26 protein-coding genes are annotated in these 26,240 nt (G+C 56.2%); 18 read left to right on the top strand and 8 right to left on the bottom strand.

What is annotated here, in order from left to right; all coding sequences use genetic code 11:
* The first annotated feature begins 7 nt into the window (after positions 1–7).
* The 8 genes from KUC_RS10075 to KUC_RS10040 all read left to right on the top strand — a co-directional run bounded on the left by KUC_RS10075 (position 8) and on the right by KUC_RS10040 (position 6,308).
* The gene (locus tag KUC_RS10075; RefSeq protein WP_007113088.1) at positions 8–553 is read left to right on the top strand and encodes a YqaE/Pmp3 family membrane protein; all 546 of its coding nucleotides are present in this window, start codon (positions 8–10) and stop codon (positions 551–553) included.
* Between the two features lie 88 nt (positions 554–641).
* The gene (locus KUC_RS10070; protein ID WP_007113087.1) at positions 642–1,511 is read left to right on the top strand and encodes a carboxylate/amino acid/amine transporter; all 870 of its coding nucleotides are present in this window, start codon (positions 642–644) and stop codon (positions 1,509–1,511) included.
* A 63-nt stretch (positions 1,512–1,574) separates the two neighbouring features.
* Positions 1,575–2,540 carry an NAD(+) kinase gene (locus KUC_RS10065; RefSeq protein WP_040480628.1) on the top strand — a complete coding sequence of 322 codons (966 nt, stop codon included), beginning with the start codon at positions 1,575–1,577 and terminating at the stop codon, positions 2,538–2,540.
* A 2-nt stretch (positions 2,541–2,542) separates the two neighbouring features.
* Positions 2,543–3,529 carry a metallophosphoesterase gene (locus tag KUC_RS10060; protein ID WP_007113085.1) on the top strand — a complete coding sequence of 329 codons (987 nt, stop codon included), beginning with the start codon at positions 2,543–2,545 and terminating at the stop codon, positions 3,527–3,529.
* Between the two features lie 253 nt (positions 3,530–3,782).
* Positions 3,783–4,634, top strand: coding sequence for a rhomboid family intramembrane serine protease (locus KUC_RS10055; RefSeq protein ID WP_040480626.1), 852 nt, complete (start codon positions 3,783–3,785; stop codon positions 4,632–4,634).
* Positions 4,635–4,644: 10 nt separating this feature from the next.
* Complete coding sequence (locus KUC_RS10050) at positions 4,645–4,929, top strand: YeaC family protein (protein WP_007113082.1); 285 nt, start codon at positions 4,645–4,647, stop codon at positions 4,927–4,929.
* 73 nt (positions 4,930–5,002) lie between these two features.
* Positions 5,003–5,803: a DUF2797 domain-containing protein gene (locus KUC_RS10045; RefSeq protein ID WP_050804863.1), complete on the top strand. Its 801-nt coding sequence runs from the start codon at positions 5,003–5,005 to the stop codon at positions 5,801–5,803.
* A gap of 79 nt (positions 5,804–5,882) precedes the next feature.
* Positions 5,883–6,308, top strand: a complete 426-nt coding sequence (locus tag KUC_RS10040) for a CopD family protein (protein ID WP_007113080.1) — start codon at positions 5,883–5,885, stop codon at positions 6,306–6,308.
* A gap of 25 nt (positions 6,309–6,333) precedes the next feature.
* Here the strand turns inward: KUC_RS10040 and KUC_RS10035 are convergent, their stop codons facing one another.
* Positions 6,334–6,795 carry a DUF2231 domain-containing protein gene (locus KUC_RS10035; protein ID WP_040480622.1) on the bottom strand — a complete coding sequence of 154 codons (462 nt, stop codon included), beginning with the start codon at positions 6,793–6,795 and terminating at the stop codon, positions 6,334–6,336.
* Positions 6,796–6,831: 36 nt separating this feature from the next.
* On the opposite strand from KUC_RS10035, the gene coxB reads away from it, so the two are divergent.
* The 4 genes from coxB to KUC_RS10015 are packed head-to-tail and all read left to right on the top strand — an operon-like array spanning position 6,832 to position 12,965.
* Positions 6,832–7,875 (top strand): cytochrome c oxidase subunit II, encoded by a 1,044-nt coding sequence (gene coxB, locus KUC_RS10030; RefSeq protein WP_007113078.1) that lies wholly within the window; start codon positions 6,832–6,834, stop codon positions 7,873–7,875.
* On the top strand, positions 7,872–10,412 hold the full coding sequence (gene ctaD, locus KUC_RS10025) for a cytochrome c oxidase subunit I (protein ID WP_007113077.1): 2,541 nt from the start codon (positions 7,872–7,874) through the stop codon (positions 10,410–10,412). Before coxB ends, ctaD begins: the two co-directional genes overlap by 4 nt.
* Before the next feature lie 4 nt (positions 10,413–10,416).
* Positions 10,417–10,773 carry a hypothetical protein gene (locus tag KUC_RS10020; RefSeq protein ID WP_007113076.1) on the top strand — a complete coding sequence of 119 codons (357 nt, stop codon included), beginning with the start codon at positions 10,417–10,419 and terminating at the stop codon, positions 10,771–10,773.
* 5 nt (positions 10,774–10,778) lie between these two features.
* A complete protein-coding gene (locus tag KUC_RS10015) occupies positions 10,779–12,965 on the top strand; it encodes a heavy metal translocating P-type ATPase (RefSeq protein ID WP_040480620.1) in 2,187 nt (728 codons plus the stop codon).
* A gap of 11 nt (positions 12,966–12,976) precedes the next feature.
* Here the strand turns inward: KUC_RS10015 and KUC_RS10010 are convergent, their stop codons facing one another.
* Together KUC_RS10010 and KUC_RS10005 are read right to left on the bottom strand one after the other, a co-directional pair.
* Positions 12,977–13,276 carry a winged helix-turn-helix domain-containing protein gene (locus KUC_RS10010; RefSeq protein WP_007113074.1) on the bottom strand — a complete coding sequence of 100 codons (300 nt, stop codon included), beginning with the start codon at positions 13,274–13,276 and terminating at the stop codon, positions 12,977–12,979.
* Between the two features lie 41 nt (positions 13,277–13,317).
* A complete protein-coding gene (locus KUC_RS10005; RefSeq protein ID WP_007113073.1) occupies positions 13,318–14,403 on the bottom strand; it encodes a PA0069 family radical SAM protein in 1,086 nt (361 codons plus the stop codon).
* Between the two features lie 216 nt (positions 14,404–14,619).
* Here KUC_RS10005 and KUC_RS10000 point away from each other — a divergent pair, with 216 nt between their 5' ends.
* The 4 genes from KUC_RS10000 to KUC_RS09985 all read left to right on the top strand — a co-directional run bounded on the left by KUC_RS10000 (position 14,620) and on the right by KUC_RS09985 (position 16,560).
* Entirely contained in the window at positions 14,620–15,165 is a 546-nt protein-coding gene (locus tag KUC_RS10000; RefSeq protein ID WP_007113072.1) for a DinB family protein, read from the top strand.
* A 67-nt stretch (positions 15,166–15,232) separates the two neighbouring features.
* Positions 15,233–15,385, top strand: coding sequence for a DUF4160 domain-containing protein (locus tag KUC_RS20035; RefSeq protein WP_007113071.1), 153 nt, complete (start codon positions 15,233–15,235; stop codon positions 15,383–15,385).
* A 96-nt stretch (positions 15,386–15,481) separates the two neighbouring features.
* Positions 15,482–16,003 carry a type II toxin-antitoxin system antitoxin DhiA gene (gene dhiA, locus KUC_RS09990; protein ID WP_007113070.1) on the top strand — a complete coding sequence of 174 codons (522 nt, stop codon included), beginning with the start codon at positions 15,482–15,484 and terminating at the stop codon, positions 16,001–16,003.
* 86 nt (positions 16,004–16,089) lie between these two features.
* Positions 16,090–16,560, top strand: a complete 471-nt coding sequence (locus KUC_RS09985; protein ID WP_007113069.1) for a GNAT family N-acetyltransferase — start codon at positions 16,090–16,092, stop codon at positions 16,558–16,560.
* A gap of 177 nt (positions 16,561–16,737) precedes the next feature.
* Here the strand turns inward: KUC_RS09985 and KUC_RS09980 are convergent, their stop codons facing one another.
* A complete protein-coding gene (locus KUC_RS09980) occupies positions 16,738–17,220 on the bottom strand; it encodes an HPP family protein (RefSeq protein ID WP_085940831.1) in 483 nt (160 codons plus the stop codon).
* A 120-nt stretch (positions 17,221–17,340) separates the two neighbouring features.
* Here KUC_RS09980 and KUC_RS09975 point away from each other — a divergent pair, with 120 nt between their 5' ends.
* Positions 17,341–17,919 (top strand): TetR/AcrR family transcriptional regulator, encoded by a 579-nt coding sequence (locus KUC_RS09975; protein ID WP_007113067.1) that lies wholly within the window; start codon positions 17,341–17,343, stop codon positions 17,917–17,919.
* A 120-nt stretch (positions 17,920–18,039) separates the two neighbouring features.
* Positions 18,040–18,723 carry a Fic family protein gene (locus KUC_RS09970; protein ID WP_208854491.1) on the top strand — a complete coding sequence of 228 codons (684 nt, stop codon included), beginning with the start codon at positions 18,040–18,042 and terminating at the stop codon, positions 18,721–18,723.
* Between the two features lie 80 nt (positions 18,724–18,803).
* On the opposite strand, the gene pgi is transcribed toward KUC_RS09970, so the two are convergent.
* The 4 genes from pgi to ptsP form a co-directional block, all read right to left on the bottom strand.
* Complete coding sequence (gene pgi / locus KUC_RS09965) at positions 18,804–20,471, bottom strand: glucose-6-phosphate isomerase (RefSeq protein WP_007113065.1); 1,668 nt, start codon at positions 20,469–20,471, stop codon at positions 18,804–18,806.
* Between the two features lie 187 nt (positions 20,472–20,658).
* A complete protein-coding gene (locus tag KUC_RS09960; RefSeq protein WP_007113064.1) occupies positions 20,659–22,392 on the bottom strand; it encodes a PTS fructose-like transporter subunit IIB in 1,734 nt (577 codons plus the stop codon).
* Positions 22,389–23,360, bottom strand: a complete 972-nt coding sequence (gene pfkB / locus KUC_RS09955) for a 1-phosphofructokinase (RefSeq protein ID WP_007113063.1) — start codon at positions 23,358–23,360, stop codon at positions 22,389–22,391. The genes KUC_RS09960 and pfkB overlap by 4 nt, the downstream gene beginning before the upstream one ends.
* Positions 23,360–26,230 carry a phosphoenolpyruvate--protein phosphotransferase gene (gene ptsP / locus KUC_RS09950; RefSeq protein ID WP_007113062.1) on the bottom strand — a complete coding sequence of 957 codons (2,871 nt, stop codon included), beginning with the start codon at positions 26,228–26,230 and terminating at the stop codon, positions 23,360–23,362. The genes pfkB and ptsP overlap by 1 nt, the downstream gene beginning before the upstream one ends.
* Positions 26,231–26,240 lie beyond the last annotated feature (10 nt).

Here is a 26,240-nt window from a genome sequence, read left to right as displayed (position 1 = left end):
GCCACCCATGGATGCACGTGAGTACTTAAATCGCAAAGGGGTGGGTCTTGACCGAGACCCTGACCGGCCGAATACCTTGGAAGAGAAAGCCTGGGAGCGTGCGCGTGGTTCCGGGCAGCAACGGCCAAAATCGGGTACGCCTCACGATTGGGAAGATTGGGAGCGCCACCACGATGATCTTGCTGAAGGGGCTGAAACCTTAGAGCAAAAAATTGATAAAGAGGCCCATCGGCTTGCCCAAGAGCGGGCAGCTAAGGCTGCAGTAGAGCCCGCTGCCAGCACTGTGGAGCACTTCACGCCGCCGCCCAAAGCTGAACCTGCGCATGCCCAGGTTGAACCACCCAAAGTGACCACTGGGCAGCAAGCAGAGCAAGCTGTGTCGGAGCCTGGCACGTTAACACTTGCCTATTATGCTCTAGCGCTACTCCTCCCACCGTTGGCGGTGGGTTTAACCCTGGGGGGCAGCAAACGGGTAGGCTTAGCCGTGCTACTCACGCTAGCGGGCTGGCTGCCCGGCGTTGTATATGCATTTTGGTGGTTGCAGCAGCGCTAACTAAATACGTTATGGGGCGTTTACTGCTTGGCAGCCTCCCACAGGTGCGTATAATCCGCGTAAACTAATTTATAAAATGAGGTTTACGATGGGTTATCTGATCAGCGTCACCGCCCTATGGGCCTTCTCCTTTTCGCTGATAGGGGTGTATTTAGCGGGTCAGGTCGATAGCTACTTTGCGGTGCTGTTGCGGGTAACGCTTGCCATGCTGGTGTTTTTGCCCTTTTTACGCCCCAGCTTGCTGCGAGGTAAGCAGCGGCTAGCGCTTATGGGTTTAGGTGCCATACAGTTGGGAGTGATGTACACCTTCTTCTACCAATCTTTTTTGCTGCTGTCGGTACCTGAAGTCCTGCTGTTCACTATTTTTACGCCTATTTATATCGCACTGCTGGATGATTTGCTGTTTGGGCGCTTTACGCCGATCTATATCGTCACCGCGCTGCTCGCCGTCGTCGGAGCGGGGGTTATTCGCTACGACGGTGTTGATAGCGGTTTCTGGGCAGGCTTTTTAGTCGTGCAGGGGGCAAACCTCTGTTTCGCGCTAGGCCAAGTAGGCTATCGTCGTTTAGCCGCTGACTTACCTCCCACCCTGGTCTGGCACAATGTCTTTGGCTGGTTTTTTATTGGCGCGATGGTAGTGGCACTGCCCGCCTATCTATTCTTTGGTAACAGCGCGGCACTGCCTACCACATCACTACAATGGGGCGTGCTCGCATGGTTGGGGCTAGTCGCGTCTGGCGTGGGCTATTTCGCATGGAACCAGGGTGCCACCAAAGTGGATGCCGGTACCCTGGCGATTATGAACAATGCGCTGGTACCAGCAGGTCTAATCGTCAACTTAGTGATTTGGAACCGCGATGCGGATATTCCCCGCCTTCTGTTAGGTGCACTTATCATGGCAGCCTCACTATGGCTCAACCACTGGTGGAGTAAGCGTCGCCAAGTGGTCGTCAGTTAAGCCCATTTGCCCGATAGCTGAGGTGACTCCATAATGGCAGCTTATGTTAGCGAGAGTCGGCCCATGAGCAACACCTTATCAGCAGATGCTAAGTCTTCAGAGACTGTGTCTTCAGGGACTATTTCGTCGCCCTCCAACGATCAATCAAGCAGGCCCTTCAAAACTATCGGGCTGATTGGTCGGCTGGGGAGCGACAAAGTGGTCGACTCCCTTCAGCGCCTAATGACCTACCTGACTGCCCATGATTACTCGGTGTTGGTAGAAGACCGTACCGCCACCGCCTTGCCGCATTACGGCCAACCGGAAGCGAGTCGCCGCATGCTGGGTGAGCTGTGCGACTTGGTGATTGTGGTGGGAGGCGATGGCAGCTTGCTGGGCGCGGCGCGGGCGCTATGCCGAAGTGGTACGCTGATTCTAGGCGTTAATCGGGGTCGTTTGGGGTTTCTCACCGATATCTCCCCAGATGAGCTGGAAACCCGCGTCGCTGAAGTGCTGGCGGGGGAGTTTGAGGTTGAACAGCGTTTTTTACTCGATGCCGTGCTTTATCGTAATGGCGTTGCCGTGGGTAATGGTGATGCACTTAACGAAGTCGTCCTGCACCCCGGCAAAGCGGTGCGCATGATTGAGTTTGAACTGTTTATTGATGGGCAGTTTGTGTATAGCCAGCGCAGCGATGGCTTGATTGTCGCTACCCCCACCGGCTCTACGGCCTATGCGCTTTCTGGCGGCGGGCCGATTATGCACCCCAAGCTTGATGTAGTAACGCTGGTGCCGATGTTCCCACATACCCTGTCGAGCCGCCCCATTGTGATTGATGCCGCCAGCGAAATACGCATTCATATTGGCGAAACCAATCAATCCTACCCGCACATCAGCTGCGATGGACAGACCCGAGCGGTAGCCAAACCCAACGATGTGTTGGTGATTACCCGCAAGCCTGAGCGTATCCAGCTAGTACATCCCATCGGGCATAATTTCTATGAAGTGCTGCGCAGCAAATTAGGCTGGAGCAATCGGCTGGGGGATTGAGTATGGAGGGCTACGACCTTATTGGGGATGTTCACGGCTGCGGCGCCACGCTGGCCTCACTGCTGGAAAAACTGGGTTACCATCAGCGCAACGGCGTGTATCGTCACCCCCGTCGCAAAGTGATATTTCTGGGCGACCTGATTGATCGCGGCCCAAGGATTCGCCTGGCGGTGACCATTGCCCGACGAATGGTCGAGCAGGGCGAGGCGTATATCGTCATGGGCAATCACGAATACAATGCCCTGGCGTATACCCACCCTGGGCCTGCAGGTAGCCACAAACGCTGGTTACGCGAGCATACCCCGCGGCATAATCGTATTATTCAAGACACCCTGGAGCAGTATCGCGACTATACCAACGAGTGGGACGACACCCTGGCGTGGTTTAAAACCATTCCGCTGTGTTTAGAAGTCGATGGTATCCGCGTGGTGCATGCCTGCTGGGATGAGGCGCTGATTGAAGAGCTTAAGCAGCGCCACCCAGATGGCTGCATGGACACCCAGTTTCTGATTGAGTCCACCGACCCCAGCACCCAGGCGTTTCGAATCTTAGATCGCCTCACTCGGGGGCCGCATGTCTCCCTGCCTGCGGGTATTGCGATACACTCTGGTGATGGCTTTACGCGGAAAAGCTTTCGCGCTCATTTTTGGGCCCAGGCTCCAAAGCAGTGGGGCGATGTGGTCTTTCAGCCAGATAACCTGCCCGGTGATCTTGAAACCCGTGAATTGACCGACGAAGAGCGCCAGAAGCTTAGCTATTACGGGCCAGAACAGCCGCCGCTGTTTATCGGCCACTACTGGTGTGAAGGCATACCGGCACTGCCGACGAATAATATCGCCTGTCTGGATTATAGTGCCGTCAAATATGGACGTTTAGTGGCTTATCGCTGGAGTGGTGAGACGGTCTTAAATGCCGATCATTTTGTGTGGATTAAAGTACCGAAAGAGGAACGGGCACTGCCGAAACCTTGGGAAATCGACTTTGATTAACCGCGGCGATTAACAAATGTTTCTTTTAATTACATAAAATTACATATTTTTTTCAAAACGGCTGAACTAACCCTGCTGTCGGCTATCAGAGTAAGTGTTCCCTTGAATGATCCCTTGCTTTTATTCCCCGGCGGTTCCCACCGCCGGTTTTTTTTGCCTGTCTTTTGGCAGCCGTGTGGTTAATTCAGTAATTGTCTTCAATAGCTACCCGCTGCGGACAGCGTGCCGCACGCGCTTTAATTAGAGGGATGTTATGCATCCAGTGATGCTTCTGCCCGATCATGCGGATACGAGCGAATTGCGCCAGGCACTCTGGCGCCATCGCATTGGTCACCGCATTACCGATGAAGCGGACGGTCAACTGCTCTGGATCGCCGACCCACGCCAGCTTAACGAACTTAAAGCACTGCTAGAGCGCTGGCAGCAGGGTGAACCCCTGGTGCTTCAACAGGCTGCTCAGCGCCCGCGAACCATGACCAACTCATTGGCATCGCTAAAGCAAGTGCCGGTAACGGCGCTGATGATCGTGATTAGTCTGGTGATATTTGCCCTGATGGGTGTTTTTGGTGACCAGTTGATTGTCACTCTAACCATCGTGCCGATAGGTATTTCAGGTGGTGAACTGGTATTTGGCAACCTTTCTCAAACGCTTACCTCTGGGCAAGTATGGCGCTTGTTATCGCCTGCTTTTCTGCACTTTGGCTGGATGCATTTAATATTCAACCTGATGTGGGTGTGGTATTTCGGGCGTCAGATTGAAGCGCTACAGGGCAGCCGCACCATGCTACTGCTGCTTATCGTAGCGGGTATTGGCGCGAATGTGGCGCAGTACGCGACCGGCACTGTGCTATTCGGCGGCATGTCCGGGGTGGTTTATGCCTTACTGGCCCACGTTTGGTTGATGTCACGCCGGGTTCCCCACAGTGGTTTCTTTGTACCGCAAATGCTGGTGGTCTTTATGCTCGGCTGGATGGTGTTCACCATGACCGATATGGCGGGCAGCGTTGGCTTTGGCAATGTCGCTAATGAAGCGCATTTGGGCGGTTTGCTCGTGGGGTTGGTCACAGGCTGGTATTATTCATCCCGCCGTTTGAAAAATCGTTAAGAGGCCTGCAATGAGCGAAATGACGTTCGAAAAAATGATCAACCAGATGACCCCGGCGATTTACGAAAGCCTGAAACAGGCGGTATCGCTGCGCAAATGGCCTGACGGTCGCCGCTTAACGCCGGAGCAGACCGAACTTTGCCTGGAAGCCGTTATGCGTTTTGAGGCGGAGAACAACGTGCCGGAAGAGAACCGCGTAGGCTACCTAGAGCAGCGTACCTGCGGGGCAGCGACTAGCGGTGCTGGCGTAACGCCTGAAATGGCGGGCTTGGCACGAGATGCCACGCGTGATTGAAGTGGCCGTGCCAGACTTTTCAGTACCGGGTTCTTCAGTACCGGGTTTTTCAGTACAGGGCTGTTTAAGCAAAATGGCGGCAGCGCTACCCAGCCGCCCAGACGAACAGGTAGATTACCACTTGCGCGCGGGCGAGCACCGGGTTGCGCTAAACGAGCGCATTGGTGAGCCGCTTAGCTTGCGCTGGACAGGTGCCATTGCCTGTACCCACTGCGGGCGGGCGACCAAGAAGAGCTTTGCCCAAGGCCATTGCTACCCCTGCTTCAAGCGGTTAGCCCAGTGCGATACCTGCATTATGAAGCCGGAAACCTGCCACTTTTTTCAAGGTACCTGCCGTGAGCCGGAGTGGGGCGAGCGGCACTGCTTCCAGCCCCACATCGTCTATTTGGCTAACTCCTCAGGGCTCAAGGTCGGCATTACCCGCAAAACCCAAATGCCTACCCGCTGGTTGGATCAAGGCGCAATTCAGGCGCTGCCGATACTGGAAGTGGATACGCGTCAGCAGTCTGGGTTTGTCGAAATGCTGTTTAAACAGCAGGTGGCCGACCGCACCAACTGGCGGGCCATGCTCAAAGGTGACGTCGAGACCATGGATTTGAGCGCCGAGCGTGACCGTTTGCTCAGCCTGTTAGCCAATGGCTTAAACCAACTGCGTGAGACCCATGGCGCGGAGGCGATTCGCACCCTGGAAGCGGTGCCGCAGCATTTTCACTACCCTGTCAGCGTTTTCCCCAAAAAAGTGGTCTCGCATAATTTCGATAAGCAGCCGCTGGTGGAAGGCGTGCTGCAAGGCATCAAAGGTCAGTATTTGATCCTTGATAGCGGGGTGATTAATCTTCGCAAATTCACGGGTTACGAGATACAAGTGAGTTAAGCGGCTAGCCAGATGAGGGGGTTTTGACTAAGGTAAGGGAGTGATCTGATCCCGCCTTATGCAACGCAAGGAAGCCCCGATGCCTTGGCTTAAACTGCTTCACATTGCCGCGCTAGTGATCTGGTGCGGTTCGCTGCTCTATCTGCCTGCCTTACTCAGCCAGGCGCTACAATTGCGCAAAGACTCTGGCTTTGCCCAGGGCACGCCGCCCATGCCTCGGTTCTTCTATAACTCTATTGCTACTCCAGCTGCCCTGGTGGCGATTGCCTCAGGCACGCTGCTGTTTCTCGTGCATGGCCTGCTGGGCGGCTGGCTGATCTTAAAGCTGGGCGCCGTCGTGGCCATGGTGGCTGCCCACGGCTGTTTTGGCTGGTTAATACTGCGCCTTGAGATGGGCCACTATCGCTGGGTTAAGCCCGCAAACTGGACGGCGCTCTGTTTAGCCCTGGCAGGCATTCTAAGCGTATTGGGGTTTGTGTTAGCAAAACCGCTGGACTGGAGCTAACACCATGACATCTAACGTATTAGCGTTAATCCTCAACCTCGACCCCCACCGCGTGTTCATACACCAGTTGACCACCCAGCCAGCCCGCCAGGGCGATCAACGCGGCGGTGACCAGCGAGACGGCCAGCCCCCAGGGCAGAATCGCACTCGGGTCATTGAAGCGCAGCAGCCAGTTCAGCGACGCCAACGAGAGCATCACCACCGCGACGATGGCGTGGCTCCAGCCGGTAATCAGGCGGCGAATGCGCGGCACGGTGACCAGATCGATAATGCCCGCCGTACTGGCAATCCAGCCGCCAAACGCGCCGACGCCTGCCAGCCACAGGCCAGCGCGCAACCAGAAGGGATCGCCACTCAGCAGGTAACCGATATCGCTTGCCACCAGCGCCATCAGGGCTGCAACAGGGAAGTGAATCATCACGGGATGAAGCGGGTGGCCGGCGAGAGAGGCGCGGCTTTTAATCGAGCGCTGACGAGGTTTTGCCATGGTCACTTCCTGTGGGCCGAAACAGCAATTCAAGGGATGAGGCACACTATTCAACGCTTAACCCTACAGCGGGTCAACTCACTTGGCATAACTCTAGCGCTACTGGCTGGGCTGTTGCTAACCGGTTGCGCAGGGGATAAGTCTATTCTAGACCCAGCTGGCCAGGCCGCGCGAGACGTGGTGATGATCTGGTGGGTGATGCTGGGTTTTGGCACTGTGGTTCTAGTGCTGGTCACCGCTTTCTGGCTGTATACCTTCAAGCGTAAAGAAGTAACGCGAACGCCTGCTGATGAGCGCAAAATTGCGCGCCGCTGGATTATTGGTGGCGGCATTGTGCTGCCGGTGGCGAGCATTACCGCGCTATTGGCTTTCGGGGTGCCCACTGGGCAGCGTTTATTGCCGCTGCCGTTAGCAGATCCACCGGAAGTCATCGAAGTTATCGGCCATCAGTGGTGGTGGGAAGTTCGCTACCCAGGGGCTGAAGGGGGCGAGGTGGTGACCGCTAATCAGCTCATTATGCCGGCGGGAGAGCCGGTCGATTTTCACGTCACCGGTGCTGATGTCATTCACGCCTTCTGGGTGCCGCGCCTGGGGGGAAAGATCGATATGGTTCCCGGGCGGGTGAATAAGATCCGCTTGGAAGCGGATGAACCGGCGGTATTCGGCGCCCAGTGCGCCGAGTTCTGCGGTGCCCAGCATGCCCAAATGCAGCTCTATGTAGAAGCCGTCGAACGCGACGATTACGAAACTTGGCTGGCCGCCCGTCAAACGGAGCAACTGGCAGCGCTAGCGGTAAACGACCAACAGCATGACTCGGCCAGGGAGGCCTTTATGACCCATTGCGCGAGCTGCCACCGGGTAGCGGGACTCTCCTCGGGTAGGGAGGGGCCGGATCTTTCTGATCTTGGCAGCCGCACCAGCCTTGGGGCGGGCATTATGGCTATGGAGGAGGGGGCGGTAACCCGCTGGCTACAGCACCATCAAGACTTAAAGCCGGGCAACAAAATGCCGCCCCACGATGATATTGAGACGGCCACCTTGGAGAGCCTGGGTGCTTGGCTGGAGACGCTCACCCCATGACCACTATCAGCCGTGAAGCGACCCCCGAGGGCGATAACATCAAAGGCCCCCATCAACTGCACAGCGACTTGCACGAGATCTGGGGCAACCCACGTGGCTTGCAAGCCCTCACCATTGTTAACCACACCACGCTCGGCCTGCGTTTTATGGTCACCGGAATGGTGTTCTTCTTGATCGGCGGCCTGCTGGCCATGCTGGTGCGCACCCAGCTGGCGCTCCCTGATCAAGACTTTATGTCGCCGGATATCTATAACCAAGTCACCACCATGCACGGCACGGTGATGATGTTCCTGTTCGCCATCCCCATGCTTGAAGGGTTGGCGATTTATATGATCCCCAAAATGATCGGTGCCCGGGATCTAGTCTGCCCCCGGCTTACGTCGCTGGGGTACTGGTGCTATCTGTTTGGCGGCATCATCCTGTCGTTTAGTTTGGTGTTAGAGATGGCGCCGGACAGCGGCTGGTTTATGTATACCCCGCTTAGCAGCAGCGAGTATTCACCGGGGTTGGGCTCCGATTTTTGGCTGCTAGGGATTACCTTTGTTGAGATCTCCGCGCTGTCTGCCGGGGTCGAGCTGGTGGTCTCGATTCTGCGTACCCGCACCCAAGGCATGGCGCTGCACAAAATGCCGCTGTTTGCCTGGTATATCCTCGCCATGGCGCTGATGATTGTGGTCGGCTTCCCGCCACTGATTCTGGGCAGTATTTTGCTGGAGCTTGAGCGCGCGGTGGGGATGCCGTTTTTTGAAGTGGCGGGTGGCGGTGACCCGATTCTTTGGCAGCACCTGTTCTGGTTGTTTGGCCATCCCGAGGTGTACATCATCTTTCTGCCCGCAGCGGGCATAGTCTCCACGCTGATACCGGTGTTCGCTGGCCGTCCGATTGTTGGCTATGGCTGGGTGGTATTTGCCATTGCCGTGACAGGCTTTATCAGTTTCGGTCTCTGGGTTCACCACATGTTTACCGTGGGCATCCCGCAACTGGCCCAGGCGTTCTTCTCCGCCGCCAGTATGTTGGTGGCGGTGCCCACAGCGATACAGGTGTTTGTTTGGCTGGCCACGCTATGGTTGGGTAAGCCCAAGATGAAGCTGCCGATGCTGTGGATCATGGGGTTCCTGATTATCTTTGTGTGTGGCGGCCTAACCGGGGTAATGCTGGCGCTGGTGCCGTTTAACTGGCAGGTGCACGACACCCACTTTGTCGTAGCGCATATGCACTATGTGCTGGTGGGCGGAATGTTCTTCCCGCTAATTGCCGGGCTCTACTACTGGCTGCCGCTGTTTTCAGGGCGGATGCCGTCTGAAACCCTGGGTAAATGGGGCTTTTGGCTGACCTTCCTGGGCTTTAACGGCACCTTCCTGATCATGCACTGGACGGGGCTGCTGGGTATGCCGCGGCGGGTTTACTCCTATGAGACGGGCATGGGCTGGGATATTTTCAACCTGCTGTCATCCATGAGTAGCTTTATCATGTCCGCGGGGATTGCCATGGTGCTGCTCGATTTTGCACTGCACTTCCGTTTCGGCAAACCTGCCAAGCATAACCCCTGGAATGCGGACACCCTTGAGTGGGCTAACAACATGCCGCCCAGCGCCTATAACTTTGTTAGCCTGCCCAACGTCGAGACGCGTCATCCGCTCTGGGATAATCCCGACCTGCCCCGCACCATGGCAGAAGGTCAGCATAGCCTGGCAGTGGCGACTCACGGCCGCCGGGAAATGTGGGGCACTGACCCGATAACCGGCAAAGTGCGCGAGATCATTCACCTTCCGGGTAACTCATGGTGGCCACTGTTTGCTGCCATGGCGCTGGCGGTCGTCTGTATTAGCCTGCTAACGCGTCTTTATCCGTTGGCGGGCATTGCGGTGATTATTGCAGGGCTATTTCTGTTGCGCTGGTCGTGGGAGAACGGCTCGCATCCGAAAGCCGCCCCGGATGCCGAAGTAGCCCCCGGCGACCCACCGCTGCACTCGCGCACCATGGATGGCCCTGGCTTATGGGCCATGTCGATCACGCTAATCGCCAACGGCTCGTTCTTCCTCTCTTACCTGTTTGGCTGGTTCTATCTATGGACGGTGTCCCCCGAGTGGCGGATGCCCGAGACTTCACCGCTCTCCTTGGTGGGGCTGATTCTTGCCGGGGTGGTGCTAGCCGCTGGCGCGGCAATTCTCGAAAAACTTGTTCGCGGTTTGCGCCAGGGTAAGGATGCTGGGCTAGCAGTGGGCATGTATAGCATCAGTGCCCTTGGATTTGTGCAGGTAGCGATAACGCTTTGGGTGCTGCTGAGTGCAGACCTGGCAGTGACCGAGACCGCCCATGATGCGATTATTATGGTCGGCTTAGCCTATGCGCTGCTACACGGCGGTTTAGGCGCCGTGCTTGTTCTGCTCCAGGGCCTGCGGGTGGGCTATGGCTATGTGGGAGCCCATGCGCCTTTCGAGCCTGCAGTGGTTGCCCAATGGTGGCGCTATAACCTGGTGACCTTCTGGATACTCGTGGGCGCGCTTGCCGTGCTGCCTCGTGTGATAGGGAGCTAAGCTGATGGCTACTTTAATGCAACGCCTACACCTTACTCATCCATTGCATTTTGTGATTGGCTTGACACTGTGGTGTATCTGGTTTGTGGCGGTTTATGGCGGGCATGCGGTCGCCTGCTCGGTCGCGCCACCTGCTCCCGAGCAGGGCGTATTCACCCTGGTGAGCGCTATGCTGCTTGCCGTCAGTATCGCGGCGATTGCGTTACTGGCGGCATTAACGGTGGGCTGCTGCCGGATGGCCAAGCGCCAGGTCGGGCGGCTGCGCTTTAATGCTTCGGTTTCCGCTGGGCTGTATCTTTTCTCTACCTTGGGCGTTGTGTTCGCGGCAATGCCGATTATCGGCATTCCGCCTTGTCTGTGAGTGGCATGACGGAGACCAACACGGAAAGGCTCTATACCCTACATGGTATGTGGTGCACCAGCTGTGCCCTAGCCGTGGAGGGCTCGCTTAAGCGTCTTGAAGGCGTGCGTGAGGTTAGCGTGCATTATCCAAGCGCAACGCTTTGCATTAGCGGCACGCCTGCCGCTACCCAGCTCTCAACACTTGCCGCAAAGGTTAAGCGCCTGGGCTATCGGCTGACAGAGCTTGAACCGGTGGGGGACGCCCATGGGCGTTTAGAATCAGAGAGCCGCTACTTAACGCTTAGACTGATGGTCGGCTCGCTGTTTGGCATGTGGACGATGCTGGCTTCACTATTGATATATGCGGGTGCATTGCCTTCGGAGCGGGTTGAATTGGTGGTGGCGTGGGTGTCGGGGGCATTTTCACTGCCTGTAGTGCTGTTCGCAGGCATGCCGTTTTACCGGGCTGGGTGGCGCACGCTGATGGCCAAGCGCCCGGGTATGGATGTGCTGGTTAGCCTGGGTGTTATTGGCGCGGTGATGGTCTCGGTATGGCTGCTATGGCGCGGCTCTGCAGAGGTCTACTTCGATACGGCGGTGATGTTGATTGTGCTTTTACTCGTTGGGCGGTTGGTAGAGACGCTGTGTCGCCATCGGGGGTTAAAAGCATTGGATGCCCTGACGCTACCAGATAGAAACATAAAAGTTTGGCAAAACGAGCGTTGGGTCTCACTACCTGTCGCTGAAGTGGCCGCCGAAATGCGCGTTGAGTTAGCGCCCGGTGAGTTGGTGGCACTTGACGGCACCCTTGACGAATCCGGTTGGATCGACACCGCCTCACTGACTGGGGAAAGCTTACCGCGACATTTTCAAGCAGGGCAGGCGATATACGCGGGCTGCCGCTATCTGGGTACCACACCTATCGTCATGCAGGTCAGCGCTGGGGTAGGCAAGCGGCGACTGGATCGACTGTGTGATGAGATGCGCCGCTATCAGGCCAAAAAAGGCGAATTGCAGAAGCTCGCTGACCGCTTTGCCGCCTGGCTAAGCCCGCTAGCGATGGTGCTCGCGCTACTGACACTGCCCGCTGCGTTGTTATTCGGGTTGGGTTGGGAGGATGCCTTAGTGCGCGCGCTTTCGGTGTTAGTTGTGGCATGCCCCTGCGCTGTCGGGCTCGCCGTGCCGCTGGCAAGCCTTGCCGGTAGCGGCCAGGCCATGCAGCAAGGAGTAGCACTACGCGACCCAGCAGTGCTTGAAACTCTGGCGCGTATTCGCTCGGTCGCAATGGATAAAACTGGCACTCTGACCACCGGTAGCCACGCAGTGCTTCACTGGCAGGCGCGGGAGGGTGCTGATCGGCAAGCCCTACAACGCAAGCTTAGAGCCGCCGTTGCGGGTAGCGAACATCCCTTGGCACAAGCGCTAGCACGCTGGGCAAGTAGCCTCGGCGATCAACAATCGGAACCGTGCGAAGAGGTCAATGAAGTGCCTGGGGAAGGGCGCCGGGTGAAGTTAAGTAGCGGCGAATGGCTGTCGGTGGGCAGCGCTAGCTGGATGGCTCGCCAGCGCATCGTGCTGCCTGATCAAGCGGAAGACGCAGCGCTGGCTTTTGCTTCTCAAGTGATGGTAGCCGATGAGGCGGGCTGGCTAGCGACGCTCTATCTCTCCGATCAACCGGTGGACGACGCTGAACCCAGCGTGAAGCGCCTGCTAGCTTCAGGGTATGTGGTGGCAATGATCAGCGGTGACCGGCAGGGCGCGGTGAGTTGGTTAGGCGAGCGGGTTGGACTTGCCCGTGAAGCTTGTTATGCCCAGCGCTCGCCGGAAGCCAAGGCGCGGTTACTGCAGGCGCTGCCATCGCCAACGCTCTACGTGGGGGATGGCTTAAACGATACCTTAAGCCTGGCCGCGGCAGATGTTGGCATTGCTCCGTTGAATGCCAGCGAAGCTGCCCGAGAAGGGGCTTCCGCACAGCTAATGACACCTGGGATAGGTGGGGTAGTAAAACTGCTCGGCATTGCCAAACGCACCCGACGCATCATGGTGCAAAACCTGTTTTTTTCGGCGCTCTATAACACCTTGGCACTCGGGCTAGTGGTGCTGATGGCCATACCGCCGTTGGTCGCAGTGCTTGCCATGGCGGCTAGCTCGTTAACAGTGACCATTAATGCTGCGAGACTGGCGTGGGCTGAGCCGGATGAAGAGGGATAAGGTAAGTCGCATTAAAGTGAATAGCCTAGCGCTTGTTTAAGCCGTTCTGCATTTGTCGCTACCCAGCTTGGATCTATCGCGCCCCAGTCACGTATCTGGTAGCGGCCAATGTTGTGGCGCTCGCCGTCATCTTTGCTAAAGACACACTCGATATCCAGCTCGGCCAGGGAGGCGATCGTATCCTGGGCGGTGCGCCGGGGCATGCCGGTGGCCTCGATTAACGCAGGCACGCTGGTGATACCTTGTTCGATCAAATGGGCGACGTATAAGCGGCGGTAAAAACTCGATTTGGTTTTGCTAAGCGCGGGCATTCGGCTTCCTTTGCAGCTAATGGATGCATGTGTCACTTAGCTTAAATGAATAAATCCTGTTGCGCTCGTGGCGGGCGAAAATCTCGGGTGTTCAAGCCCTGCTCGGTGCGATCCTGCAACTTCCACTGGCGGCTGGCACGGGCAAAGCGCTGGGCGATTAAATCCGCAAATACCCCTTCCCCGCGAAAGCGCTTACCAAACTTGGCATCGTACGCCTTACCGCCCCGGCACTGGCGCATTAGGCTCATCACTTTAGCGGCGCGTTCCGGGTAGTGGGCTTCTAGCCATGCTTCAAAAAGTGGTGCCACTTCGTAGGGTAAGCGCAGCAACATCCAGGCGGCGGTGCGTGCCCCAGAGCGGCTGGCGGCTTCCAAAAGGTTTTCGATTTCATGATCCGTCAGCCCCGGAATAACCGGCGAAATCAGCGTACCTACGGGAATGCCTGCTGTATTTAGTTCTCGAATCGCCCGCAAGCGTGCTTGAGGCGATGCAGCACGCGGCTCTAAGGTGCGTTTCAAATTGGCATCCAGGCTGGTCAAACTGACAAACACCCGCACTAGGCGGTGTTCGGCCATCTCTGCCAGTAGTTCTAAATCACGCAGCACCAAGGTGCTTTTAGTCACCAGCGTTACCGGATGGCGGCATTCCAGTAGCAGCTCCAGCAAGCGCCGGGTGGTTTTATGGGTTGCCTCTATAGGCTGGTAGCAGTCGGTGTTGCCGGAAAGATTGATCGGACGGCACACATAGTTGGGATGACAAAGCTCTTCAGTTAGCCGCTCCATTAATCCGCTGCGGGCAATCAATTTGGTTTCAAAATCCAGCCCTGGCGATAAGTCCCAGTAGGCGTGGGAGGGGCGGGCGTAGCAGTAAACGCAGCCGTGCTCACAACCACGATAAGGGTTTAGTGATCGATCAAAGGGTAAATCCGGCGATTTGTTCCAGGAAAGCGCGCTTTTGCTCACCTCTTCGCGCACTTCGGTGGCGATGGTCGTTGACGTTTCCTCCCGCCACCAGCCGTCGTCTTCTGCCACGCTATGGGTAGGCGAAAAACGATTGTGTGGGTCGTACGTCGCGCCGCGCCCTTTATGCACTGCTGACACATAAGACGCTTGGTCGGGAGTCGTCATTGGCCACCTCACCTGTGTACGCTATTGATGCATAGGTATATGGTTATATATACAGTATATGGCGTTTATAAAAAGACGCAAGGAGAGGGGGAGGGGCTTAAATGCTAAATTCGGGGGATGAACAGGCGCTCCGTTATTCCATACTCTTAACTAGGGACTGTTGACGTTTCGCTCACGGCCACGTTGGCGACCATATTGAAAGAGGCGATATGACCTATGGAGCTGCAACCACATTTTGAGCTAATGGCATCCTATAACCAGTGGATGAACACCAAGGTATACGATGTTGCCAGCAAGCTGACGACGGCTGAACTTAGCGAAGAGCGTGGCGCATTCTTCAGCTCGATTTTCGGCACGCTTAATCATCTTGTGGTTGCCGACACCATTTGGCTCAAGCGGTTTGCAATGCATCCCTCTTCCACAGCAAGAACGCTGGCGGTAATGATTGACCTCCCAATGCCACAGCGACTTGATCAAGTGATGTTTGATGACTTGGAAGGCTTAAAAGCGCATCGCCGATGGCTCGATACCGTGATTATTAACTGGGTGGGCGCGCTAACGGACGACGATTTGAGCACCACGTTGAGTTATCACAACACAAAAGGAGTGGCCTCAAAACGGTGCTTTTCGAGCCTGATTTTTCACTTCTTCAATCACCAAACTCACCATCGTGGGCAGATATCTACCTTATTCTCCCAAGCTGGTGTGGATATTGGCGTCACCGATCTGCTGGCGCTGATTCCGGATGAGATGGAAATATGATGATTGTTTTTGTCTCTTATAAGATACAGCGCTATTCTACCTTCAGGGTGTAATTTATGAGGTGCTCATGCCAGAGATTGATGCTCTGCTAGGGCTTTCATTTTGTATGTATTTTTTTGATAACAAGCAGCACAAGCTTCCCCACCTGCACGTGAAATATGGTGGCTATGAATTGATAATCGCTATTGAGTCAGGTGAGTGCTTAGAAGGAGCAACGTAAGCGGGCTGAAAACCACATTGCTGAGCATCGTGAGCAGCTAATGCATATGTGGCAGAAAGCGGTAAATGGTGAAAACCCAGGCAAGTTAGGTGACATATGTTAAAAATCATTGATGTGGATTTGATTGGGCCATACAAGCTTGAGCTGGTTTATAGCGATGGTTTTCATGGTGTTGCTGATCTAACAGGCTATTTTAGCAAGGCACCCTTTTCAGAGATTAAAGACTTCCAAAAGTTCTCACTAACCGCGGATGGGTCGCTCAACTGGAGTGGCAACGATCTTTCTGCGAGCACCCTGCGTGCAGTGACAAAAGGCGTGCAGAAAACAGTAGCTACTAGCTTCAACGTGCAGGAAATGGAAGATGTTATTAAGCAAGCTTCTTGGGACTCTATGCAGGAAGGGCGCCCCGACATTTTACAGGCTGCTATTCGTTCCTACGTGGAGCAGTTTGGGCATAGCCAGGTCATCGCCAAAGCAGGTATCAAAAGCCGTACCAGTGCTTATCGTTCTTTAAAGCCACAAACCACACCCAATTTCGCCACCTTGGTTCAATTGGGGCATGCAGTCATCGAATTAGCCAAAGAAAATATCAACGGACGTTCTGAAACACAGCTATAGATTCTTCAGCGCTCTCCACAAACCAGCAACCCTGAATTATCCTGAATACAAGCGCGTGAACTGCCCTGCATAATTGTGAGTATTAGATGATCAAGCTAGAAAAACTTAATGCAGCGGATATTGCCGAGGTAAGCAATATCGCGGTGCGCGATGATCAGGTGAAATTTGTGGGTACCGCTAAGGAGTTTCTCGCAGATAGAAATAAGGCTACGCATCTGCATGTGGTTAAACACAATAACCAGGTGGTCGGGTGCTTCAAAATCGATATAGCCTACGCTGATAGTTATGATTTTTGTACGGAAGGCAGCATAGGCTTACGCACGTTTCTTATTGATGCCAAACAGCAGGGCAGAGGGTTCGGTACGTTGGCGGTAAAAGCGTTGTTTCTCTATCTAAAAGAGTACTATGCGAATTACCCTCGAATCTACCTGACGGTGAACGCCAAAAACCCCGCGGCACGCACCTGTTATCAAAAGGCGGGCTTCCATGAAACAGGTGAGCAATACCTGGGCGGCGCTGCGGGGCCTCAACATATTATGTATTGGGACATTAAGTGATCAGTAGGTTTATCCCAATCGATGGTGAGTCTGCACTGGCTATTTGGCAGACCTGATCACTGAGGGTAGCCTAACTATGCCTTATACGTCAGGCATGCGCTTTGTACAGAGGTGGCCGTTAATCTTCTTCTATGGATTGAATGGCAATAGACATCCAATGCATTTAAATCCATCCGACTATAACCATCGCTGGGGGTAAGGTTGCCCTGAAATAAATCGATGATACACGTAGCCAAAACCCACCATCAGTATGGCCCCAGACACCACTGGTGTTACTAAAAAGTGCCAGTTCTCACCTGCTAGCATAATCAGTAAGGGATTAGCACCAGCAGGCGGATGGATGGTATTGGACAGCATCATCGTCACTATCGATAACCCGACGGCCAAGCCTAGCGTCCATTCATGCACACCCAAAAAATGCGCCACCATAAGGCCTAAAGCTGCTGTTATTAAGTGACCCGCCACAATATTTCGTGGCTGTGCTAATGGGCTGGCGGGTAATCCAAACAGTATCACCATGGTGGCACCGAATGGCGCCATTAACCATAAAGCATTGCTGTGTGAGCTAAGAAAGCTAAGCGCCGTTATGCACCCGGTCGCACCGATGCCGGCTAGCAGCGCTGTCTTTTGTCGAGTAGGGAAAATCTGTTCAATCTTCAATGAAGCAACCTCATACTAAACGTTAGTTAAGTGGAGACCGATCTGTCTACCTTGGTCATGGTAGACAGATCGGTCTCCATCCGTCAATATGTATTCATAACATCAACGTGAGGTTTCAGCGTGGAGAGGAGAGAGCAGTTAGTCTCGGTCGCCTTTGAGCTGTTTTATCGTTATGGGGTGCATGCCATTGGCATCAATCGCGTCATCGCTGAAGCCGGAGTGGCAAAGAAAACGCTCTACAACCACTTTTCCAGCAAAGAAGCCTTGGTGGCTGCGACGGTGGACTATCGTGATCGACAGTTTTTCGCTTGGATCGAAGGGCGAACCCAAAGTGCACCCGATGAGCTGAGCGCGCTTTATGCTCTGTTCGATGCGCTTGATGATTGGTTCAATGAGAGGGAAAAGCTGATACATGCTTTCCATGGTTGTTATTTTATCAATGTAAGTGCTGAGTTCGGCGATTTAAACCATCCCATTCACCAACAGTGTGCTAGCCACAAAAGAGCAATGCTTGGCCTGATAACCCGACATGTCTCAAAGTTACTCTCGGACGAAAAAACGGTGGCCACACTGTCGGAAGCTATAGCAACCTTAAAAGAAGGAGCGACCGTACAGGCCCATGTTATGGGGGATCTAAAGGCCGCTGTAAAAGCCAAAGCAATTGCTGCGGAGTTGCTGAACGCAAGAGTGAAGCATTAGTCCAGGTTAGTGATAGTTTGCTTCCTCACAATATCTAGTCATTCTGTAGCGATATATTTATCCCATTTGCAGAACACAAGACGCGGGCCCATGGCAACAGCACAGGATAAACAGTGGAATATGAAACCTAATATCCGCTTGGCTAGGCAACTGGCGGTGCGAGATGTGCCTGCTTTGGTTTACGACGCGGTGAACCTCGAAGGGGTCGCCATGACGCTACCGGAGGTTCAGACGATCCTGGATGGTATAACCGTCGGCGGCCATAAAGTCAGCGATCAGAATATGGCGATCCACCAGGCAAAAGCTTGGGATCATATATTCGCTCTAGTAGATAAAGGCGGATTTCGTTTTGATAGGCAAACCGCCCTAGACATCCATGCCATCGCAGGCAAGGAAGAGGCCTTGGAGTGGGGTAAGTTTCGTTCTGGTTATGTAACGATCGCAGGTTCCGACTATGAGCCGCCCGCGCCTGATGAGCTTGATACTAGATGGCAAGAGGTTCAGCGGCAGGTAGAGAGCGAAGAGGATAGTTACGACCAAGCCATCACTGCTTTTCTACAGATGGTTAGGGCAAAATTCTTTTGGGACGTTAATAAGCGTACCGGCCGCTTTATGATGAACGGCATTTTGCTGGCCTGCGGACTCCCGATTATTAATGTGCCTGCCAAGCGCCAGCAGGAGTTCAACACCCTGATGATGGATTTTTACTCATCGAACGATATGGCGCCGATGAATACGTTTCTACGCAGCTGTCTAGACCCGAAAGTCATTAAAAATTTTAAGCTCGACTTGCCAATTGGTTAGTGGAATTGTGCGCATAAATAAAAACGCCTTGGCTTGCTCAAACCAAGGCGTTCGTTTTTCTACCTGTTTACCAAACTAGCCTAGCGCTTTTTCCTCGCGGGCTTCTTCCCGGCACTATCTGGTGCGCTCTCCTTTTCACTGTTACCAACATTGGGGAAGTGCGCACGCACCAATTCCAGCAGGCCTTGAGTGGAGGTGTCAAAGTCAGCGGCGTTAGTGTCGATGCGCTCACTGATTTCACCGGCGATGCGCTTACCCAGCTGTACGCCCCACTGGTCAAAGGAGTTGATATTCCAGATGACGCCTTGGACAAACACCTTGTGCTCGTAGAGCGCGATCAATGCGCCGAGGTTTTTCGGTGTTAGCTCGTCCAGCAGTAACGTGCTGGAGGGGCGGTTGCCGGGGCAGCTGTAGGGGTCGTGTTGGCTGAGCTCTTTGCTATCCCCCTGGCTGCCTTCCATAAAGGCGTTGGCCTGGGCAAGCATATTGGTCAGCAGGGCGAAGTGGTGGTCTTCCATGCCTGGCTCGGGTTTGAGCGAGGCGATAAAGTCGATGGGCACGTAGCGGGTGCCCTGGTGCAGTAGCTGGAAGAAGGCGTGCTGACCGTTGGAGCCGGTTTGACCCCATACAATCGGGCCGGTTTTGTAGTTCACCGGGTGGCCAAAAATATCCACCGACTTGCCGTTAGACTCCATATCCAGCTGTTGCAGGAAAGAGGGCAACTGGTTAAGCGCCTGATCATAAGGCACGATGGCTTGGGTTTCGGCACCCACAAAGTTGATGTACCAAATGCCAATCAGTGCCATCAGTACAGGCATGTTTTGCGAGAAGGGCGCTTCGATAAAGTGGCGATCCATCTCGTGAGCGCCTTCCAGTAGCTCGATAAAGCCTTCAAAACCGATCGAAAGCGCAATCGGTAGGCCGATAGACGACCACATGGAGTAGCGTCCGCCCACCCAGGCCCAGAACTCAAACACATTCTCTTCGCGAATGCCGAACTCCATGGCCGCTTTGCGGTTAGTGGAGGCGGCAATAAAGTGTGCGCCCACGTCGGCATCTTCGCCTGCGTTCTCCAGGAACCAGCGCCGCGCGGTTTTGGCGTTGAGCAGAGTCTCCTGGGTAGAGAAGGTCTTGGTGGAAACAATAAACAGCGTGGTAGCTGGGTCAAGGCGCGAAAGCACCTTCTGAATATGGGTGCCGTCCACGTTGGAGACAAAGTGGAAGTGCAGCTCCGGGTGGCGGTACTTAAGCAATGCGCGCACCGCCATATTGGGGCCAAGGTCCGAGCCGCCAATGCCAATATTGACCACGTCTTTAATACGCTGCCCGTTATAGCCTTTCCACTCACCGCTGCGAACCGCCTCGGAAAACTGCTTGATTTGTTCGCGGGTGCGGTTGATCTCCGGCATCACATCTTTGCCGTCTACATGCACCGGTTCATCGCCTAAATTGCGTAGTGCTGTATGTAGAACCGGGCGGTTTTCGGTGACGTTAATAATGTCGCCGGAGAACATCTGAGCTCGGCGCTGTACCAGCGCGGAGTGGTCAGCCAGTTCAATTAACTTGTCGAGCACTTCATCGGAGACATGGTGCTTGGAGTAGTCAAGAAATAGACCGCCCACCCGTAAGCTCATTTTCTCAAAGCGCTGCGGGTCATTAGTGAAGTAGTCACCAATGCGGTCGTTGGCGGTTTTGTCGCGCAGGCGGTCAAGCGCCTGCCAGGTAACGCTGCGGGTAAGTTGAAACATAGGGCGATCCATTTGTTATAAGTGAATGTGGTAACCAAATGCGAAAAGTGGCGTTATGTAAAAATACTACATAAAAAATGACAAAGAGTAGAGGGTATAGAGGGTGTGGAAAGAGATTAAATGCGTAAAGCGACGTGCTTAAAAGGGCAGGCATGTTCGCCTGCCCTCACTTTTGGCTAAAAGCCGTTTAAGTGGCAACAGCGACTTGGGCCGCGCCGCGTTTGATAAACGCATAGCCTAAACCTGTCACCAACGAGCCCGCTACAATGGCGCCGAGGTAGAGCAGCGCTGGGGTAATGGCGTTGGGGATTAGTAGCACAAAGATGCCGCCGTGAGGCGCCATTAGCTGCGCGCCGACCAGCATTGAGAGGGCGCCGGTGAGAGCGCCGCCCACCATGCAGGCAGGGATCACGCGGAGCGGGTCTTTGGCCGCAAAGGGGATCGCGCCTTCACTGATAAAGCACATGCCGAGCACAAAGGAGGCTTTGCCTGCTTCGCGCTCCGGTGCAGAGAACTTGTTGCGTGCTACAAAGCTGGCAATGCCCATACCTATGGCAGGCACCATACCCGCGGCCATAATCGCCGCCATGGGGCCGTAGGTTTCAGAGGCGAGCAGGCCCACGCCAAAGGTGTAAGCGGCTTTGTTAACCGGGCCACCCAGGTCAAAGCACATCATCGCGCCTAGCAGAATGCCCAGCAGCACCGCATTGGTAGAGCCCATCGATTCCAAGAAGCTGGTCAGAGCATTAAGTAGTGCCGCGACCGGTTCGCCAATCACGTAGATCATGGTCAGGCCGGTGACCAAGCTGGCCACCAGCGGAATGATAAGAATCGGCTTCAGGGATTCAACGCTGGAAGGCAGCTTGACGTAACGCGTCACCGCTAGCGCCACATAGCCCGCCAGGAAACCTGCCAAAATGCCGCCGATAAAGCCGGAGCCGATATTGGCCGCCAGCATGCCGCCAATCATACCCGGCGCGATGCCGGGCCGGTCGGCAATGGAGTAGGCAATATAGCCTGCCAGCACCGGAATCATCAGCGCAAAGGCGGTGCCACCACCGATCTGCATCAGTGCAGCGGCCAGGGTGCCTTCCTGCTCAAAGGCTTCAATGCCAAACACAAAGGAGAGCGCAATCAGCAGACCGCCTGCCACCACCATCGGCAGCATAAAGGACACGCCGGTGAGCAGGTGCTTATAAACGCCTTTCTCCTTGACGCTCTTATTGGCGCTGCCCGCGCTGCTGTTGCCGCTTTCTATAGCCGCCTCGCTGAGCGCGGCTTCAAGGGTGGGGCGCGGCTTTTTCAGCGCGTTGCCGGTCGAGGTGCGGTAGATGCGTTTGCCTGCGAACCGGGCCGGATCAACGTCGATATCGCAAGCCAGTACGACCACATCGGCATTGGCGATCTCTTCTTCCGTCAGCTGATTTTGGGCGCCTACCGAGCCTTGGGTTTCCACACGAATGGCGTGGCCCATGGCTTTGCCTGCCTCCGCGAGCGCTTCGGCGGCCATAAAGGTGTGGGCTACGCCGGTGGGGCAGGCGGTAACGGCAACGATTTTCTTGCCACCCGTTTCACTTGGCGTTGCGGCTGTTGCCGTAGCAGCTGGGGCGCTATAAATAGGCGCTTCACGCTTGGCCTGGGCGAGAAAGCCACTGGGGTCAGGGAGGGCGCTGGCAATCGGCGCTTGGAATAGGCGCTTGCCTTCAAAGCGCTCTGGGGCTGGCACATGATCGGCGGCGACTACGATTAAGTCGGCGTTGGCAATCTGCTCGGCGGTTGCGGCCTGGAGCGGGGCGACTTCGCCGTGCATCTCCACATGCACCGTCCAGCCTTGGCGCTGGGCGGCTTGTTCCAGGCGCTTAGCCGCGAGGAAGGTGGTCGCCATGCCGCTGGGGCAGGCGGTAATCAGAATAATATTCATAGCGTGGCTCCCTCGGTGATGGTGTCATCAAGACGCCGTATCCGGGTGTGTTGTTGGAGTGAATCGAAATCGGCTGCATGGGGATCGCCCACGCCGACGTGGCGAACGGCCTCGGCAGACAACGCCGTGGCGAAGCGAAGGGTGTGCTCGGGGGCGTGGCCGCTAAGCAGGCCATGCAGCATGCCAGCGACAAAGGTATCCCCGGCGCAAACGGTATTGGTGGCGGTGACCTTGGGCGGTGTGGCGTGCCAGGCACCTTGGGCGCTCACCCACAGCACTCCCTCCGCGCCCGCAGAAATTAGTGCATTGGCGATGCCGCTTTGATGCAAGCGCTTGGCAGCATTTAAGCGCGTATCGGAAGACGTCATATCTTCGCCCGCCCATTCGGCCAGTTCATTTTCATTGGGCTTAACGCCTGCAGGGTGCGTCGCTATCGCGGTATTGAGCGCTGGGCCGCTGGTATCCACCCATAGCGGCACGACGCTGGTGTTTAAGTGGCTTAGCAGTTGGCTGAAATCGTCCAGAGAGAGCCCAGGAGGTAGGCTACCCGCTAAAACGATGGCTTGTGGGGGGGTTGCACTGGTCAGCTCGGCATCCAACTTATGAGTCAGCGCCTGCAAATGCTCTGCGTCGATCGGCATGCCGGGGCCGTTAATGTCGGTAACGCGGCCGCTCTGTTCAGCAATTTTGGCATTAATGCGGGTTTCGCCCGGCACCCGAACAAAGGCATCGGTTAAGGCGTATTTGGCAAAGGCCAATTGGAAGGGCGCATCATTATCGGCACCTAAAAAACCGCTGACGGTAACGTCGTGACCCAGCCCAGCCAGTACGCGGGCAACGTTGACGCCTTTGCCTGCGGCGTCTAATTGCGCGCTGGTGGGGCGGTTGACACTGCCTAGCACTAGAGTGTCGAGATTAAACGCCAAATCCAGCGCGGGATTCAGGGTAATACACAGCACACGGGCCATTAGCGCGCCTCCAGCGCATCGCGCACTTCATCGCTGGTCGCCTGGGAAAGCGCCAACTGAGCGCTGGCCTGGGCATCTGCAAAATCAAATTCGCGCAGGCGCGCTTTAACCAGCGGGATCTGCCGCGCGCTGACGGAAAGTTCGTCCACGCCAAGGCCCACCAGCACCGGAATGGCCACGGCGTCTGAGGCCAACTCGCCGCACACGCCGACCCATTTACCTTGGCTGTGGGCAGCCGCCACGGTCATTTGAATCAAACGCAGCACTGCGGGGTGCAAACCATCGGCCTGGGCGGAAAGCTCCGGGTGGCCGCGGTCGATGGCTAGGGTGTACTGGGTTAAGTCGTTGGTACCTACCGAGAAGAAATCCACTTCAGCGGCAAGGCTGGGCGCTAGCAGTGCGCTGGAGGGTATTTCAATCATCACCCCCAGCTGCACATCGGTGGCGCGCTGGGAAGTCGGAATCTCCTGGAGTAGGCGGTCATAGATGACTTTGACTGCGCGGAACTCGGCAATGTCTTTGACCATCGGCAGCATAATACGCAGAGGGCTGTCTTTGCCGGCCATCAACAGCGCGCGCAGCTGGGTTTCGAGCACTTCGGGCTGGGTCAGCGCCAGACGAATACCGCGCAGGCCCAGGAAGGGGTTGTCTTCCTGAGGCACCGGCCAGTAGGGCAGCGGTTTGTCGCCGCCGACATCAAGCGTGCGGGCGACCAGCGGGCGGCCATCGAGGGCGTCAATCGCCTGGCGGTATTCGCTAACCTGAGTGGCTAAATCCGGGGCGCTGGCGTGGGCCATAAATAGGAATTCGGTACGCAGCAGGCCAACGGCCTCGGCGCCGCGCTCCACCGCATCGGCGGCGTGGGCGGTGTTGCCCAGATTAGCAGCGACTTCGACACGGTGCCCGTCGCGGGTTTGGGCGACCTCAAAGCGGGTTTCCCAGGCATCGGCTTCGCGCTGTTGGAGGTCGAGCAGCTGCTGCTCGGCGCGCTGCAGGCGCTCTTCGGAAGGCTGGGAAGTCACCCGGCCACGTTCGCCATCCAAAATCATCATACTGGCGTTGTTAAGCGCCATCACCGCTTGCCCGGCGCCGACGACCGCAGGGATACCCAGTGCGCGAGCCAGAATAGCACTGTGCGCCGTGGCGCCGCCGCGAACGGTGAGCAGTCCGCGCACCCGGGAAGTATCCAGACGGGCCACATCGGAAGGGCCGATATCGTCCATGACCAGGATGTAGGGGTGATCCGGCGGTTCCGGAAGTGTTACGTCGCAAAGCACGCCTAGCACCCGACGACCTACGTCGCGTAAATCGGCGGCGCGTTCGGCCAGCAGACGGTCGGCGAGCATCTCCTGGGCGTGGGCCGCGGTTTCAATCGCTTCCCACCAGCCCGCTTCCGCCGAGCGTCCTTCACGAATGGCATCTACGGCCGCGTGATGGAGTTCGGGGTCGTCGAGCATCTCTTCGTGCATGGAGAGAATGTCGGCGACTTCGCCGCCGGGGGCGTTATGCACGAGCTTGTGCAGCTGGGCGGCGCCCTCTTTCAGCGCGCTATTTAAACGACTGATTTCGTTTTCAGCGTCGCTGGCGTGCTCGGGGTAGTCGAACTGCATCGGGCGAATAACAAACACTGGCGCAATGGCCAAACCCGGCGAAGCAGCCACACCCGCATGGGGCTTATCGGCAGCGAGGGGCTCGACGGCAGGTTGAGCGTTGCTCGCTTCCGGCGCACTATCAAAGCCACCGTCAAAGGGTGTGACTTTTTCTCCCAGACCCGATTCAACAGCCTCGGCAACGGCCTCAAGTGCTGCGCTTGCCTGCTCACCCTCGGCTGAAAGCACCAGCCATTGGCCACGGCGTGCGCCTAGGCCAATCACTTTGGTCAGGCTGGCGGCGGAAACCGGGGTGGCGCTGCCTTCTTCTAAACGTGCCTGAATCGGCATGGCCTGGGCGCGCGCTACCTGTACAAGCTGTTTGGCGGGACGGGCGTGGAGGCCGTGGGGGTTAAGCACCCGCACCCGGCGGGTCTGGGTGTTGGCGGTCTCGCCTGCTAGGGTGGCCAGCAGCTGCGCGCTGGTTTTTCCCACCAAGCGTTGGCTTTCGCCGTTGTCTAACACCGCCATTAGCTGTTCTAGCAGCGGGCGGTGGGCATCTCCGTGGGCGGCCAGGCAGAACAACGCATGCACCGGATGGCCCGCGCTTTCAAGGCTTTGCTCAGCAGGCGTGGCGACCCCCAGCGCGGGCTGGTTAACCCCCTGGGCGCTACTGGCCAGCCAAATGCCTTGGCCTAACCAGGTCGGCTGCGCTGCGGCGACGGCGGTAATAAAGGCGTTATCGACACAGCCACTTTGGCGTAAACGGGCAGCCGCCGCCAAGGCGAGTTCTTGTGGGTCGCGGGCGGGAAAGTTGACGCACAGGGTGTCGGCGTCCAGGCGCGGCTCTAATGCTGGTTTTGAAAGCAGACGGGCGACATCTGCCGCGGAGGTGGCATTGGCCAACTGCTCTGAAACGCCTTCGCGATCCAGTACGTGGGTTAGCTGGCGCAGGATATCCAGGTGTTCATCGTTTTGGGCGGCAATGGTTACCAGTACGTGGACCTTCTGGCCATCGTGCCACTCGACCCCATTGGGAAACTGCAGTACGCGGACGCCCGTTTGCTTTACATACTGGCGGCTTTCCGGCGTACCGTGGGGTATCGCAATGGCGTTGCCTAGAAAGGTTGATGATTGCGCCTCGCGGGCGTGTAGGCCGTCGCGGTACTCGGCCTCAACCAATCCGGCGTCAACCAGCGCTTCAGCGGCACTGTCCAGCGCGGTTTGCCAGCTGTCAGCGTTGCGGCCTAGCAAGATGTCATTGGGGCCGAGTGTCAACATAGGTGTCTCC

The organism is Vreelandella boliviensis LC1 (assembly GCF_000236035.1).
GTDB lineage: Bacteria > Pseudomonadota > Gammaproteobacteria > Pseudomonadales > Halomonadaceae > Vreelandella > Vreelandella boliviensis.
This window is presented reverse-complemented; position numbering and strand designations above follow the sequence as displayed.